14 protein-coding genes and 1 pseudogene are annotated in these 15,269 nt (G+C 67.3%); 7 read left to right on the top strand and 8 right to left on the bottom strand.

From position 1 onward, the window contains the following. A complete protein-coding gene (locus G3N62_RS17395; RefSeq protein WP_206141264.1) occupies positions 1-1,509 on the top strand; it encodes an efflux transporter outer membrane subunit in 1,509 nt (502 codons plus the stop codon). A 133-nt stretch (positions 1,510-1,642) separates the two neighbouring features. On the opposite strand, the gene G3N62_RS17390 is transcribed toward G3N62_RS17395, so the two are convergent. The 3 genes from G3N62_RS17390 to G3N62_RS17380 form a co-directional block, all read right to left on the bottom strand. Next, positions 1,643-2,356, bottom strand: coding sequence for a dienelactone hydrolase family protein (locus G3N62_RS17390; protein WP_034191110.1), 714 nt, complete (start codon positions 2,354-2,356; stop codon positions 1,643-1,645). Positions 2,357-2,644: 288 nt separating this feature from the next. Then, positions 2,645-2,956 carry a DUF4148 domain-containing protein gene (locus tag G3N62_RS17385; protein WP_034191126.1) on the bottom strand — a complete coding sequence of 104 codons (312 nt, stop codon included), beginning with the start codon at positions 2,954-2,956 and terminating at the stop codon, positions 2,645-2,647. A 317-nt stretch (positions 2,957-3,273) separates the two neighbouring features. Next, positions 3,274-4,239 (bottom strand): GlxA family transcriptional regulator, encoded by a 966-nt coding sequence (locus G3N62_RS17380; RefSeq protein ID WP_034191111.1) that lies wholly within the window; start codon positions 4,237-4,239, stop codon positions 3,274-3,276. Between the two features lie 218 nt (positions 4,240-4,457). Here G3N62_RS17380 and G3N62_RS17375 point away from each other — a divergent pair, with 218 nt between their 5' ends. The 3 genes from G3N62_RS17375 to G3N62_RS17365 all read left to right on the top strand — a co-directional run bounded on the left by G3N62_RS17375 (position 4,458) and on the right by G3N62_RS17365 (position 6,671). Beyond that, positions 4,458-5,099 (top strand): HD domain-containing protein, encoded by a 642-nt coding sequence (locus tag G3N62_RS17375; protein ID WP_124671306.1) that lies wholly within the window; start codon positions 4,458-4,460, stop codon positions 5,097-5,099. A 640-nt stretch (positions 5,100-5,739) separates the two neighbouring features. Beyond that, positions 5,740-6,195 carry an antitoxin Xre/MbcA/ParS toxin-binding domain-containing protein gene (locus tag G3N62_RS17370; RefSeq protein WP_031403156.1) on the top strand — a complete coding sequence of 152 codons (456 nt, stop codon included), beginning with the start codon at positions 5,740-5,742 and terminating at the stop codon, positions 6,193-6,195. Next, positions 6,192-6,671 carry an RES family NAD+ phosphorylase gene (locus tag G3N62_RS17365; RefSeq protein ID WP_124671307.1) on the top strand — a complete coding sequence of 160 codons (480 nt, stop codon included), beginning with the start codon at positions 6,192-6,194 and terminating at the stop codon, positions 6,669-6,671. Before G3N62_RS17370 ends, G3N62_RS17365 begins: the two co-directional genes overlap by 4 nt. A gap of 24 nt (positions 6,672-6,695) precedes the next feature. Here the strand turns inward: G3N62_RS17365 and G3N62_RS17360 are convergent, their stop codons facing one another. The 4 genes and pseudogenes from G3N62_RS17360 to G3N62_RS17345 form a co-directional block, all read right to left on the bottom strand. Beyond that, complete coding sequence (locus tag G3N62_RS17360) at positions 6,696-7,634, bottom strand: site-specific integrase (protein WP_124671308.1); 939 nt, start codon at positions 7,632-7,634, stop codon at positions 6,696-6,698. Continuing rightward, positions 7,631-8,009, bottom strand: a pseudogene (locus G3N62_RS17355) (DUF2165 domain-containing protein); the annotation flags it as partial. The gene G3N62_RS17360 and the pseudogene G3N62_RS17355, both read right to left, overlap by 4 nt. Before the next feature lie 121 nt (positions 8,010-8,130). Continuing rightward, positions 8,131-9,486, bottom strand: coding sequence for a uracil-xanthine permease family protein (locus G3N62_RS17350; RefSeq protein WP_124671309.1), 1,356 nt, complete (start codon positions 9,484-9,486; stop codon positions 8,131-8,133). 58 nt (positions 9,487-9,544) lie between these two features. After that, complete coding sequence (locus G3N62_RS17345) at positions 9,545-10,669, bottom strand: aryl-sulfate sulfotransferase (RefSeq protein WP_034191116.1); 1,125 nt, start codon at positions 10,667-10,669, stop codon at positions 9,545-9,547. A gap of 102 nt (positions 10,670-10,771) precedes the next feature. Between G3N62_RS17345 and G3N62_RS17340 the strand changes: the two genes are divergently transcribed. Continuing rightward, the gene (locus tag G3N62_RS17340) at positions 10,772-11,728 is read left to right on the top strand and encodes a LysR family transcriptional regulator (RefSeq protein ID WP_059557380.1); all 957 of its coding nucleotides are present in this window, start codon (positions 10,772-10,774) and stop codon (positions 11,726-11,728) included. 205 nt (positions 11,729-11,933) lie between these two features. Next, entirely contained in the window at positions 11,934-13,919 is a 1,986-nt protein-coding gene (locus tag G3N62_RS17335) for a gamma-glutamyltransferase family protein (protein WP_124671310.1), read from the top strand. 52 nt (positions 13,920-13,971) lie between these two features. Here G3N62_RS17335 and G3N62_RS17330 read toward each other — a convergent pair whose 3' ends face one another. Next, positions 13,972-14,130, bottom strand: a complete 159-nt coding sequence (locus G3N62_RS17330; protein ID WP_185733146.1) for a hypothetical protein — start codon at positions 14,128-14,130, stop codon at positions 13,972-13,974. A gap of 196 nt (positions 14,131-14,326) precedes the next feature. On the opposite strand from G3N62_RS17330, the gene G3N62_RS17325 reads away from it, so the two are divergent. Next, entirely contained in the window at positions 14,327-14,869 is a 543-nt protein-coding gene (locus tag G3N62_RS17325) for a hypothetical protein (protein ID WP_124671311.1), read from the top strand. Positions 14,870-15,269: the final 400 nt, after the last annotated feature.

Here is a 15,269-nt window from a genome sequence, read left to right as displayed (position 1 = left end):
ATGCAAAAACATGCTTTGACTGCAACGATGGCGGCACTGGCCGCCGCGCTGTTCGCCACGGGCTGCACGATGGCGCCGCATTACAAGCGGCCCGATGCGCCCGTCGCGCAGGCGTACCCGGCCGGCGGCGTCTACGCGACGCAGCCGGGTGCGGCCGGCGCGCGCAGCGCGAACGGCCAGGCGGCGACGACCATCGGCTGGCGCGAATTCTTCGTCGATCCGCGCCTGCAGCGGCTGATCGAGATCGCGCTGAAGAACAACCGCGACCTGCGCGTGTCGGTGCTGAATATCGAGGCGGCGCGCGCGCAGTACCAGATTACCCGCGCGGGCCTATTCCCGACGCTCGACGGTACGGGCACGGGCAACGTCCAGCGCGTGCCGCAGGGCTTGTCGACGACCGATGCGCCGTATATCTCGCGTGCCTACAACGTCGGGCTGTCGGCATCGTGGGAGCTCGACCTGTTCGGCCGCGTGCAGAGCCTGAAGGACCAGGCGCTCGCGCAGTACCTGTCGACGTCGTACGCACGGCAGGCGTCGGAAATCTCGCTGGTGTCTTCCGTGGCCGACCGGTACCTGACGCTGCTGTCGACCGACGACTTGCTGAAGGTCACGGAGAACACGCTGAAGTCCGCGCAGGCGCAGTACGACCTGACGAAGCTGCAGTTCGACAACGGCACGGGCTCCGAGCTCGAGCTGCGTCAGGCGCAGACGGTGGTCGAGACGGCGCTCGCGAACCAGCAGGCGCAGGCGCGTGCGCGTGCGCAGGCGCTGAACGCACTGGTGCTGCTGATCGGCGAACCGCTGCCGGACGACCTGCCGGCGGGCATGCCGCTGGACGCGCAGAACCTGCTGACGGACGTGCCGGCCGGGCTGCCGTCGGATCTGCTGACGCGTCGTCCGGACGTGATGCAGGCCGAGCAGACGCTGCTGGCCGCGAACGCGAACATCGGCGCGGCACGTGCGGCGTTCTTCCCGCGCATCTCGCTGACGGGCGCATTCGGCACCGGCAGCCCGACGCTCGGCGGCCTGTTCAAGGCCGGCACGGCGGCGTGGTCGTTCGCGCCGCAGATCACGATGCCGATCTTCGAAGGCGGCCAGAACATCGCGAACCTGAACCTGGCGAACGTGCAGAAGCGCATCGAGATCGCGAACTACGAGCGGGCGATTCAGTCGGCGTTCCGCGAAGTGGCGGATGGTCTCGCCGCACGCGGCACGTACGACCAGCAGATCGCGGCGCTGGAGCGCAACGAGCACGCGCAGCAGCGCCGTTTCGATCTGTCGGACCTGCGTTACAAGAACGGCGTCGACAGCTACCTGTCGGTGCTGACCGCGCAGACGGACCTGTACTCGGCCCAGCAGACGCTGATCAACGCACGTCTGGCGCGCTGGACGAACCTGGTCGACCTGTACCGCGCGCTGGGCGGCGGGTGGATCCAGCGGGCCGGCGAAACGCCGCGCGCGCCGGATGCGCCGGTCGATTACGACAAGGCGGCTGCGACGAACGGGTAAGCGCAACGAAGCGCAGGGGCGGGCAGCCGCGCCTGTCGTTTCGAACCGGTGGTATGCGGAAATGAAAACGCCACGGATTTGCGTCCGTGGCGTTTTCATTTGCACGGCCGCCCGCGAAGGGCGTCGCGTTACGTTACGCCTGTGTCGTCCAAAGCGTACGGCCGAAGAAGGTCAGCGTGCGATCCCAGGCCATTTGCGACCACACCGGATCGAACTGCGTGCTGGAGATGCGGCCCGGGCCCACGGCCGTTTCGTTCGCGAACCCGTGGTGCGCGAGATAGCGATGGAACTCGAAGCCGACCTTCGCATCGGTCAGCTTCTTTTCCAGCGCGTCGACCTGGTCGATTGTGAAGAATGCGTCCTGCGTGCTCCAGTGGCCCATCAGCGGCACCTTGAGCTTCGCCGGATCGATGTAGTCGAGCGGCGGGAAGCCGTACCACGTCACGCCCGCATCCGCATCGGCGTGTTGCAGCGACAGCAGCGTGAGGGCGCCGCCCATGCAGTAGCCCGTGATCGCGACCCGCGAGGCCAGCGTCTTCAGATACGTGACGGCGCCGGGAATGTCCTGCGACGCGGCATCGCCGAAATCGAGCCCGGTCATCAGGTGGTGCGCTTCTTCTTCCTCGACCGTTGACTTGCCGCGATACAGATCGGGTACCAGCGCGAAGTAACCGCAGCGCGCAAGGCGGTCCGCGACGCCGCGGATCTGGTCGTTCAGCCCCCACCATTCCTGGATGACGACGACGGCAGGCGCGCCTTCGGTTTTTGCCGGCGTCGCGAGATAGCCCTGCAGTTCCTGGCCGTCCGGGCGGCGAAACGTGATCATGGAACCGGATGTTTGAGACATGAAACCGCTCCTTTTCGAAAAATGCGTTGAGCGCGGCATCGGGCCGGCCAGCGGGCGCGGCGACGATCGGGCATGCCGGGCGTCGTGGTGCCGCTCGCGTTCGAGTCGGCCGGCGCCGACCACGCGGCCATTCTATGCGCAAACATCCACTGGCTGCGTGAACGGTGCTGTGCCGCACGTGATCGGTGTCCGGAGCGGGTGGCCGAAAAGCAAACACCCCGCCCCGATGAACGGGCGCGGGGTGTTGCGGGTACCGCGCGCGTACCGGGATACGCGCGCGGGATCGGCTTACTGGCCGAAATAGACCGAGTCGCGGCCTTCCTGCTTGACCGCGATTGCGCGGCCGGCACGCACGCCGGCGGCGGCTTGGGCGCCGTAACCGGCTTCATCTGCGTTCGTCACACGCGCCTGGGCGGTTTGCAGCGCGCGCGGGTAATACTGATCGGAGACTTCGGGCTTGTAGCCGGCCTGTTCGAGCTGCACGAGTTCCGCACGGACCTGGGCGCGCGTCAGCTGGCCCGACGGGTTCGATTGTGCGAATGCGCCGTACGAGGCGGACAGGGCGGTTGCGGCGACGACAGCGGTGATGAACGACTTCATGGTGACCTCCGGTTTTCATGGATTTCTCGCTTCGCTCGTTGCGTTCAGCGGTTGATTGCATCGTAGCGATCGCGTTACCGGTCGGAAATACGCGTTCCAGTGATTCATTATTGCAACTGGGTAAACGATCGGCGTGAGTGGCGGTTTCATCCGATGATTGCGGGCGTGACGGGCCGCGGGCATACGCCGATGAGCGCTCCGGATTCAGCCCGACAGGGCTCGATACCGTCAAACCGCCCATTGCCGCGTGACGCTCAATTACATCGCATTCCGAAATAGTTGCCCGATGCAGTCGCCATCGTCGATGCGTTGTCCTATCACTCCACAGGAACCGCCTGCCGTTTCCGGTACTCGGCCGGCGTAATCCCGACGTGGCGGGTGAACGACCGCCTGAGCGTGTCGACATTCGCGAAGCCGCATTTCGCGGCGACCTGCTTCGGCGTGTCGTGGCCGTTCTCGAGCAACTGGCGGGCCGCCGAGATGCGGGTTGCCTCGACCCACGCGGCCGGCGTCATGCCCACCTCGGCGCGAAACAGCCGCGCGAAGTGGCGGGGGCTCATGCCCGCATGCTTCGCCAGGTCGGCTACCGAATGCGCGAGTTCCGGATTCGCCGCGATCCAGCGTTGTACCTCCTGCAGCACCGAGCGCCCGGTGGGGCGCGCTTCGCCCTTGCGGCTGAACTGGAGCTGCCCGCCAGGGCGCTTGAAGAACATCACCAGTTGCGCGGCGACGCGCCGTGCGATCTCGCGGCCGAGATCTTCCTCGACCAGCGCGAGCGCGAGATCGAGCCCGGCCGTGACGCCGGCGCCCGTGCGCAGCTTGCCGTCGCGCACGTACAGCGCATCGGCATCGACGGCGAGCGACGGATAGGCTTCTGTCAGCGCGTCGGCGGCGGCCCAGTGCGTGGTCAGGCGGCGGCCTTTCAGCAGGCCGGTGGCGGCGAGGATGAACGCGCCGGTGCAGATCGAGCCGTAGCGCTTGCTCTGCACGGCCGCCGATCGCAGCCACGCGAGGACATCGGTGCGCAGCGTGACGCGGCCCGCGCTCGGCGCGCCCGCGACCAGCAGCGTGTCGATGCGCTCCGGGATGTCGGGAACGATCCAGTCGGGCAGCAGTTGCGCACCGGACGAACTGCGGATCGGACCGGATTCGCTCGCGATGATCCGCAATGCATAGAACGGCCTCCCGCATTCGGCATTCGCCTGTGCGAACACGTCGAGCGGTGCGGAGACATCGAGCAGTTGAACGCCCGGGACGGCGAAAATTCCCACGACCTTCGGCATGGTGATCGGATGCGTGCGGTATCTAAGGTGATGCGCAGCAGTATAGAGGGGCCGGTGGCGCATCGAGCGAGGCGGCGGAGCCCTTTTTCGGTGTTTTTTCGGTCACGCGGGCATCACGTCCGTCCATCGCGCGAAATGGCAGGATTTGACGTAATACGTCTATTAAAGACAGCTATCGGGCTTTGGAAAATCGGGAGTGTTTTCAATGGAGGTCAATCATGACTGAGAACGTTGCAGGCATCGCCATCCCCGATAGCCAATTGACGCGCGAGATCACCGAACTCGTTCGCGATACCGCGTCGCCGCTGCTGTTCCATCATTCGAGCCGCGTTTACTATTTCGCGGCGCTGGCGGGCCGGCGCCGCGGGCTCGAGTACGATCCCGAGCTGCTCTACTGCGGCTGCATGTTTCATGACATGGGGCTCACTCACCAGCACAGCAGCGCATGCGAGCGCTTCGAAGTGGACGGCGCCAATGCCGCCCGCGATTTCCTGAAGGGCAAGGGCATCTCGCAGCAGGATATCGACGTTGTGTGGACTTCGATCGCGCTGCACACCACGCCCGGTATTCCGCAGCACATGCATCCGGTGATCGCGCTCGTCACCGCGGGCGTCGAGATGGACGTGCTGGGCCTCACGTATCCGGAATACAGCGACGTCGAGCGCGAGGCCGTCGTTCGCGCGCATCCGCGTACGCCGCACTTCAAGGAAGACATCATTCAGGCGTTCTACGACGGGATCAAGCACAAGCCCGGCACGACGTTCGGCAACGTGAAGGCCGATGTGATCGCGGACAAGGATCCGCATTTCCGCGCCGGCAATTTCTGCAGCGTGATCCGGTCGTCGACGTGGGCCGGCTGATTGCATCGGGTATCGCGCACGTTCCGCTGCACCGGGCGGAACCGTGCGTGCCGGTGGCAGGGTAGCTGCCTATGGGAGTAGGGGCGTTGCCCTGCCGGATGTTCGACCGGGACCGGCGTTCTGATGGCGTCCATACTCAGGACGTATCCGACACCCGCTGCGTCGACATGGGCTCGACATGGTTCGACGACAGCTTCAAGTGGGGCCGTACGGCGATGAGATCTCGAACCGGATGTTCATGAGCGATGGCGAGAAGTGCGGGATCGGGGCGCGAATCCGGAGGGAGAGGGCCGCGGGACGTGTTTCGTCATGGCGGTCGGCGAGTAGCCGGGCCGGGCGCTCCGGTCGACAAATGTACATTGCGGGATGGCAGATGCCGGTTCAGCGGCGCGATTTAATTCAATAAAAGGGTTGTTACGTGACAACCGTAAGACATTTCAGCGGACTTTATATACTGAATAGTGGTTCCGCCTCATCGAAGCGAATCTTCGATTCGCATCCTCAGACGCTGCTGCCAGGGGCAGGAGGGGGATCCTTGGCCGAGCCCGTCGACCGGCCGACGACAGCAGCTTTGGCTCGTCCTCCCGCAAGTTTCCGGCAAAACGCCTATAATGGTTGGGCAAATTGCCGGAGAGAGGTCATGAGCACCATCGCTTTTCATCCTTCAGGCGTCGCGCATCCGCGCCAGGCCGAATTCACGATTCTCGAGCAGCTGCTGGCGATCCGTGTCCGTTCGGGCGCCGATCTGGCCGAGCTCGCGAGCGCGCGTGTCGACGTATCGGTGATCGACCGGCTGTCCGAGCGCGGGCTGAAATCGGACGAACTGGCCTTCATCATTCCGCGCCGCACGCTGAGCCATCGTCGCCAGGCGCACGAGCGCCTGTCGCCGGAGGAATCCGACAAGGCGATCCGCCTCGCGCGCATCGTCGCGCAGGCGACGGCCACGTTCGGCGACCAGGACAAGGCGATGGCGTGGTTGCGCAACGGGTTGCAGCGCTTCGGCGGCCGCACGTCGCTCGACATGGCGAGCACCGAGCACGGTGCTCGCCTCGTCGAGGAAGTCCTCACGCAAATCGACGAGGGGTATTTCGCTTGACGACGTTGTGGCGGATCAGCAATTACGCCGATCTGAAGGGCATCGGCGGGTTGCGGGCCGGCGGGCGCTGGCATTTTGCCGGGCAGCCCGTCGTCTATCTCGCCGAACACCCGGCGCTCGCGCTGCTCGAGACGCTCGTTCATTTCGAAATCGCCACCGTTGCCCAATTGCCGAGCGGATACCAGCTGCTGCGGATCGACGTGCCCGATTCGGTGGATGTCGCCGAAATCGCGGAAGGCGACGCACCGGACGACTGGCAAACGAACGTCGACTGGACCCGCAGCGCCGGCACCGAATGGCTGCATACGCGGCCGAGCGCGCTGTTGCGCGTGCCGAGCGTCGTCGTGCCGCACGCGCACAACTTCCTGTTGAATCCGCTGCATCCGGCCGCATCCGAGATTCGCATCGCGGAAGTCATGCAATCGCCGTACGACACGCGAATCCTGCGCCTGATCCAGTCGAAGTCGGGCGCATAACGAACGGGAAGGAAAAGGGTGCGTTCAGCGTTCGTGCGCAGCGCGATCCGCGGCTGCGTCCGGCGGCAGCGTCTGCCGGATGCGCGTGACCGTTCGCGTGCTGACGAGGCCGAGCATCGCACTGACCTCGGCATGCGTGTGGCCCGCGAGCAACTGCCGGCGCGCATACGTGTTGCGCAGCACGCGCGGGCTCATGTCCGCCGCGTGGAAGCCGATCGCGGTGAGCGCTTCGCGCACCACGAGCAGCAGGAACATGTCGTTCATCGCGCCACCGCCGCGCGGTGCGGGGAACAGCAGCGCCGGTGCCGGCGTATCCGTCGAATACGCGTGCCACGCGGCGAGCGGCGCCAGCGCGAATTCGGCCAGTTCGACCCGGCGCGCCGGCCGCGCGCGATCGCGCGGCACGGACAACGCCGGTGGCTGCGCATCGAGATCGGGCGCGGCGCGGGGCATCGCACGAATCTCGGCCGAGGTGATACCGCTGGCAAGCAGCAGCGCGACGATCGCGCGATTCCGGCAGTCGGTGGGCGAGTCGTCCGGCCGAGGCTGGACATGGCGCTGCAGCGCCGCGTCGGCGTCGGGCGGCAGGTAGCACGGCTCCGGCTCGCCGGCCGGCCAGGCGAGATCGCGCGTCGTCCGTCCTGCCGGGTGGATCGTCCGCACACCGGTGTCGACCAGATGCCGCCCCAGCCGGTCGATCAGCTTCGCATAGCGCACGCGCGTCGACGTGCCGGGTGCGCAGGTACGGTCGAGTTCCGCTAGGAACGCCGCGACGTGGTCGGGGCCGAACGTGACCAGCGACACGCGCTGTGCGGTCAGATGGCGCAGGAACCGCTCGAACATCGCGACGTGCTGCACGACCGAACGCGGCGCGAACGGCCGGCGGCCGGCGCCCGTCGCGGCGGTTTCCTGCCATGCGCGAAACGCGCCGACGGGGTCGTGAATCCAGCGATTCGTGTTCATCCACGATTTATAGCCGGACGCGGTGACGCCGGCAATCGTCCCGATGTCCATCCGTTCGGCGCGACACGCGTCTCGTCGATTCCGTCGGTGTTCATCGTCAGGTAGACGAGCACGAGCGGCAGCGTGATGAAGAAGCGGAACGCGTCCGGTACGCCGTTCCATTGCCTCGACATCCCCATCCCGAACCATTCGCCGCCGACCGACATGAACGCAACCTGTCACGTGAGGAGGCCGAGCGTCAGGCCGGCGATCGCGTGTGCCTTGGCCGTGCGGAACGCCGCTTCGCCGGCGCGGCGCGCGCAGCAACCGGACCGCGCCGATCCGGCACGGCAAGGCCGTCGCCGTTTCCATCGCGATGATGATGCCGATATACCCGAAGCCGGCGCGGCGCCGAGGAGACGCGCGTGCCGGAGCCAGGAGAGAGCGGCGCTTGCCGGTCGAACGGAGGATGTCGTCAAGCGGAGCGCAGCGTGCGCCGCGCTGCCCGTTATCGCCGTTACGCTTCGCGCGAAGGTGCCGGTGGCACGCTTGCCTGCGTCTGTCCGCTCAACCGCGCGAGCGCGGCGAATGCCAGTTGCGTTGCGATGGCCGCGAGCGTGCCAGCCGCCATGCCGTTGCCGAGCACGATCTGGACGGGCGCGCCGAATTGACGATACAGGTTCGGCACCAGGATCGGCGCGAGACCGACCACCAGCGCGGCCGCGAGCGTGTACTGGTTGGCGCGCGCGTGCAGGTCGACGCCGGCGAGCAGCCGGATGCCCATCACGCCGATCATCGCGAACACGACCAGCGCGGTGCCGCCGACGACGGCGGCCGGAATCGCATACGCGAGCCGCGCGAGCGGGGCGAACAGCGCAATGACGATCAGGATTGCGCCGGCGGCGGCCGTCACGTAGCGCGAGCGCACGCCGGTCGTCTGTACGACGCCGATGTTCTCGGCACTGGTCACGATCAGCGGCGTGCCGAACAGCGCGCCGGCCAGCGACGCCAGTGCATCGCCGCGTATCGTCTTCGGCACGTCGCGCGTCATCGAGACCGCCTTGCCGCACGTCTCGCCGACGGCAACGGTCTGCGCGGTGGCCTCGGCCATCGAGATCGCGGTGAAGATCAGCAGCGGCAGCGCGGCCAGCACGTCGAAGCGCGGCATCCCGAACGGCAGCCACACCGGATGCGTGAACCACGGGCCGTGCCATACGCCGGCGAGCGCCGGCATCGCGTCGAGCGCCCAGCCGAGCGTCGCGCCGGCCATCAACCCGATCAGTACCGCGAGGCGCCCGAGCGTGCCGCGAAACGCACCGGCGACGGCGACGGTGGCGACGATCGTCGCAAGCGCGAGACCGAGCGCGCGCGGTTGCGCGAAGTCGGCCGAGCCGGGCTGGCCGACGACGATCGCCGCGTAGATCCGGATCAGGTTGATCGACACGAGCAACAGCATCGCGCCGACGACGACGCGTGGAAAGAGCCGCAGGCAGCGCGTGAACACGGGCAGCAGCACCCAGTAGAACGCGCTGGCGAGCAGCGCCGCGCCAGCGGCGGTCGGCAGGCCCGACTGCGCGGCGATGCCCGCGAACAGCATCGTCGGTGCGCCGCCGGGCACCATTACGAACGGCATGCGTGCGCCGATCGGGCCGGCACCGAGCGCTTGCACCAGCGTGCCGACGCCGCACGCGAAGAACGTCGCGCCGATCAGCTGGACCGTCAGGTCGGCCGGCAGCGCCAGGACTTTCGCGATGAGGAAGACGGCCGTGATCGGCGACGCGGCCATCGACAGCACGTGCTGCAGCCCGAACAGCGCGAGCTGCCACGCGGGCAACCGTGCATCGACGGGCGGTGAGATCGGATCGTGCGACACGGCAGGCCCCTCGGAAGCGAACGGCGACGATGGCAGGAATGCAACGGCGAACGACGCGTCAGGTCCGCAGCCAGGGCAGTTGCGCGGCGCTGTAGCGGAACGTCTGGAACACGCTGTTCAGCTGGCCGGGGCCGGTCTTGCGCGCGGCCTCGTCCGGGTATTCCGCGAACCACGGGATCACGTATTCCCACACGACTTCGCCGGCCGGCGTCACTTCGAACAGCCGGCCCGTTGACGATTCGGTGATGTGCGTGTTGCCGTTCGGCAAGCGCTGCGCGTTGCCCATGAACGGCGTGTAGAACAGGTTCACGACGTCGTCCGTGTACGACCAGACGACGCGTTGCGTCGCGGGATCGATCTCGACGACGCGCGAGAACACGACGTGCGCGCCGTGGCGGAAATTGCCGTTGTCGAACGCGAGGATGTTGCCGTTCGCGAGCGGCACGGGCGCATGTTGGTGCGACACGACGTCCGGCCCGACGTGCAGGTCGACGCGGCCGGTTGCGCGGTTTACGCCGATGATCCCCGACGTCGTGCGCAGGCTCATCAGCACGCGCCCGTTCGCGTCGACCGCGAGACCGTTGACGAGCGGCCAGTGATAGCGGCCGAACCCGGCCGCGATCGGAAAATCCTCGGGTCGCAGGTGCTCGCGCGCGTGCCATTCCCACACGATCTGTCCGGCCCGGTTCACTTCGCGGATCACGTCCGCGTACATCACGTCGTCGTCGCCGTGCGGCGTACCGCCCGGCACGCGCCGCGCGAACGCGGCGTCGACCGGTTCGCACGCGGCGTAGAGCAGGTTGCCGTTCGGCAGCCACTGCGCATCGTGGTGATGCGCGGGATCCTCGTAGCGCCACACCGTTTCGCCTTGCGGCGTGACCTCGTAGAAGTCGCCGCCATGCCACATCGACCACGGCGCGTAGCGGGATTCGGATTGCGGGTGATTGCCGTTGTAGCCGAGGTTGCCGTTCGCGAGGATGACCGCGTGACGGCCGGGGCGCACGGGCATTTTCCACTGATGGGCGACCTCGCCGTCGATGCCGACGAGATAGACGTTGCCGTCCGCCGTTTGCGGCGCGATGAGCGTGTAGCCGCCCGCGGACAGGGCGGGATCGTGGGCGATGAGGCCGACGCCGCGGCGGCGCTGGGTAATCTGGTCGACGGTCGTCACTGCGGTCTCCATTCGAATCGAACACGGGAATGCAGCGCAATCTAGACGATCCAGAGAGTCAATGAAACTGGATTATTCTTGACGGCATGTTCGGAAAAATCTAACGGTCCATTCATGCGTTCGATATCGCAGACATTCCGCTGTTTCGACGAGGTCGCCCGGCGCGGCTCGATTCGCAAGGCAGCCGACGCGCTGCACCTGACCGCCGCGGCCGTGCACCAGCAGATCCGCAATCTCGAGGAGCAGGTCGGCGTGCCGCTGTTCGACCGGCTGCCGCGCGGCATGCAGCTGACGCTCGCCGGCGAGATCGTGATCGCCGCCGTGCGGCGCGGCCAGCGCGACTTCGACAACGCGCTGACGCAGGTCGAGGATTTGCGCGCACTGCGGCGCGGGCACGTGAACCTGGCCGTGCCCGCATCGACGGCCGAGAAGCTCGTGCCCGACGCGATCCTGGCCGCGATGCAGCGCTATCCCGGCGTCACGTACAGCGTGCGCTCGGGAAACGGCGAGAGCATCGTGCGCTGGGTCGAGACGGGCGAGGCCGACATCGGCTATGCGCTGCGCCGGCGCACGGCGGCGAGCGTCGTCGAGGTGCGCGCGTTCGCGCAGCCGCTGGGTGTCGTCACGGCACCTGGCCATCCGCTGGCGTTGTCCGGCGGCAAGGTGCGGATGCGCGACTGCTTCGCCCATCCGCTGCTCCTGATGACACCCGACACGGAGCTGCGCGCGATGTTCGACCAGATCGATGCGCGGCAGCCGCGCAACGCGCGGCCGCTGGTCGAGACGGGTTCGGTGTCGATGGTGCGGCGACTCGCGGCCGAAGGGGCCGGCATCGGCTTCCTGATCGCGGAGAACGTCGCGGACGACGTCGCGGCCGGCCGGCTCGCGTGGACGCCGCTCGCCGATGCGGGCGCGCGTTCGTTCAGCTGCATCTACCAGCGCGCGGACATGAGCGCGACTGTCGCGATGACGATGTTTCTCGAGTTTTTCTCGGAAGCGATCGAAGCGATGGAGCACGGTTTCGCGCGTGATGGCCGCGTGGCCGGCAAGCGTCGCCGGACGGCAACGTAACGAAGCCGCGTCGCGACGCAGTGCAGCAAATGGCCGGCAAGCCGGTTCGGTGGCGTTGTACGTGCAACGATCGGCCGCATTGCGTCATTTCCTTGTTGCGGAAAGAAAATTGTTCATGGGACTATCGAACGCGTTGCCCGCGCACCGAGGGGGTCGCAGGCAGCGTGATGCCCATCGCAACGCTCTAAAAGAACATCGACGAACAATGAACAGAACAGCGATTTTTCCGTATGCCTCTGTATTGCTCGCGGCCGCGCTGCTGACCGCATGCGGCGGCGATGTCGAGAACGACGCGGGTCACGCGACGACACCTTCAGCCGACACCAGCTGCCTCGCGGTCGACAACAGCGGTGCGACGGTCGTGGTCGGGTCGAACCAGCCGGGCGATCCGTCGCTGCCGGAAGCGTCGTCGGGTTATCGCACCGGGATGAAACCGGTCTACGCGAAGACCTACCTCGTGGCCACGTCGAACGCGTACGCGAGCGCGGCCGGCTGCGCGGTGCTGAAGAAGGGCGGCACGGCCGCCGATGCGGCGGTCGCCGTGCAGGCCGTGCTCGGCCTGACGGTGCCCGAGGCGACGGGCCTTGGATCGGGCGGCGTGCTGCTCTACTACGATGCCCGCGGCAAGACGCTGCAGGCCTACGACGGCCGCGAAACCGCGCCGGCCGCCGCGACGGAAAACTACCTGCGTTACGTCGACGACGCGACCGACCATTCCGCGCCGCAGCCGAACGCGCGCGCGAGCGGCCGCTCGATCGGCACGATCGGCGTGCCGCGGCTCATCGAGGCGCTGCAACAGGATCACGGCCGCCTGCCGTGGCAGAACCTGTTCGGCGATGCGATCACGCTCGCGACCAACGGCTTTCCGATCGGCGGCCGGCTCGCCGACGCGATCGCGGCGAACGCCACGAACCTGAAGCGCGATCCCGAGGCCGCCGCCTACTTCCTGAACGCCGACGGTTCGCCGAAGACGCTCGGCACGGTCCTGAAGAACCCCGCGTACGCGCGCACGCTGGCGCTGATGGCGCAGTCGGGTGCGAATGCGCTGTACACCGGGCAGATCGCACAGGACATCGTCGCGAAGATCGCGGTGACGAAGGGTGCGGACGGCTCGACGCTCACGCCGGGCAAGACGACCGTCGCGGATCTGGCCGCCTATCAGGCGAAGCGTCGCGTACCGGTGTGCACGACCTATCGCAGCTACTGGGTGTGCGGGATGCCGCCGCCGTCGTCGGGCGGCATCGCGGTCGCGTCGGCGCTCGGCATTCTCGAGAATTTCGACCTGAAGTCGCTGAAGCCGACCGCGATCGATCTCGAAGGCGGCAAGCCGACCGTCGCGGGCGTGCATCTCGTCACCGAGGCCGAGCGGTTCGCGTATGCCGACCGCGACAAGTACGTGGCCGATACGGATTTCGTGCCGCTGCCCGGCGGCACGTGGGACACGTTGCTGAACAAGCCGTACCTGAAGTCGCGCGCGGCGCTGATCGACACGACCAAGAGCATGGGGACCGCCCAGCCGGGCAATCTCGGTGCGGTGCCGCTCGGTGTCGACACGACGCTGATCGAGCACGGCACGAACCAGTTCACGATCGTCGACGGCGACGGCAACGTGCTGAGCGCGACGACGACGGTCGAGTCGAGCATGGGCTCGTTCCACATGACCAACGGCTTCCTGCTGAACAACCAGCTGACCGACTTCTCCGCGAACCCGGTCGACACGTCCGGCAATCCGGTGGCCAACCGGCTGCAGCCGGGCAAGCGGCCGCGCAGCTCGATGGCGCCCACGATCGTGTTCGGGCAGGCCGCCGACGGCTCGCGCGGCGATTTCGTGATGGCGACCGGTTCGCCGGGCGGCGGCACGATTCCGCAATACGTGGTCAAGACGCTCGTCGGCGCGCTCGACTGGGGGCTCGACGCGCAGCAGTCCGCGGGGCTCGTCGATTTCGGCGCGAGCAACAGCCCGACGACCACGATCGGCGGCGAGCATCCGAACGTCAACACGGCGAACAACGATGCGAACGATCCGCTGATCACGGGGTTGCTCGCGCTCGGGCACAAGGTGTCGACGTCGGCGCAGGCGAGCGGCGTCAATACGGTGATGCGCGTGACGGTCGGCCAGTCGCCGGCGTTGCAGGGCGGTACCGATCCGCGTCGCGAAGGCGTCGTGCTCGGCGATACGTTCCGGCCGTAACTGGGTGAGTGCGTACGGCCCCGGTCCGCCGACGGGCGGTCGGGGCCGTTTTTCATGGCGAGGCCGCATGGATGGCCGAGCAATGCACATCGTTCGGAATGCTGATGAAATAGGTTGGCCGCTTCACCAGCCGGGTGGGACGATGCGTGGCGATCGGGCGAATCACCCAGGCGGAGCGCCGCTCCCGTTCGCCGACGAATAGGGTGTCCATCCCGCCGCGAGCCCTCGATTGTCAAACAGTGTGAGTCAATCGTCAGCATTTGCAACCGAAGTAACAGTCCCCGCAATTCAATCGTTTTGCGCGCCGGCGCCGCTACATTAGCCCCACCTGCCGCACTTCGCGGTGAGGCATGCGACAAGCCGCACGAAGGCGGCCCGCAGCAACAACGTCTTTGGGGAGAATGACCATGAACAAGATTCGTACGATCCTGCTGGGTGCCGCTCTGACGGCGATGGCGACGTCGGCTGCATTTGCACAGACGGCCCAAACCGGCGCACAGGGTTCTGCTGGCGTCGGCGCACAGGTCCAGACGCCGCTGCTCGGCGGCGGCGTGGGTGTGCAGGCCGGCGCCGGCGCGAATGCGGCGGGCTCGGGTTCGGGCGCAGGCAATGTGGTTGGCGGCGCGCTGAACGGCGTCGGCAAGACGGTCGGCGGCGTCGGCTCGGCAGCCGGCAATGCGGTCGGCGGCGCGACGCAGGCGGTCGGTTCCGCAGCCGGTACGGCGAAGGATGCGGCGGCATCGGCCGTCCACTCGACGAAGTCGCACGTGAAGCACGTCGCCGGTTCGGTGAAGAGCCATGCGCAAGGCGCGATGTCGACGGCAGGCGACGTCGCGGGTGGCGCGAAGGCGAAGGCCGGCGAGGCGCTCGATGGCACGGCTAACGCAGTGCAAGGCGGCGCATCGGTCGGCGTGAAGGGTTCGGCGTCGGCGCAAGGCGGCGCGCTGTAAGCAGCACGCGTTCCGTCAAGGCCCGGCCCGCTTCGATGCGGGCCGGGCTTTTTTTATTGGCGCGCGCGGCCCCTGCCCATTGCCGGCCCGCCATGCTTAAATAGCGAGGCTCCCGGTCGCTGGGCCGCCGCGACGGCGATGCCGGTCGACCAGGGCAAGCATGTCCGATCGACATCGTGACGACAGACGACACCAAAGCGCCGCGTCGGCCAGCCCGGCGCGGTCCGATAACATTCCGAGGCATCACGTCATGACCATCCTGTTCCGTCTTCTCGCGCTTGGCGCGATGTCCGGCGCGAGTATAATTCCGGCTTCTTTCCCGTTCCGGGCGTCGCCGGCTCCGTTGCTGTCCGGGCTGCCGCCGCCGTCCCGCGTCGAATCATTCATGCGCCCCAGGCGT

The organism is Burkholderia sp. Tr-20355, assembly GCF_017104685.1.
GTDB classification, from domain to species: Bacteria; Pseudomonadota; Gammaproteobacteria; order Burkholderiales; family Burkholderiaceae; genus Burkholderia; species Burkholderia seminalis.
The sequence above is the reverse complement of the archived record's forward strand: the minus strand, read 5'-3'. Positions and strand labels throughout refer to the sequence as shown.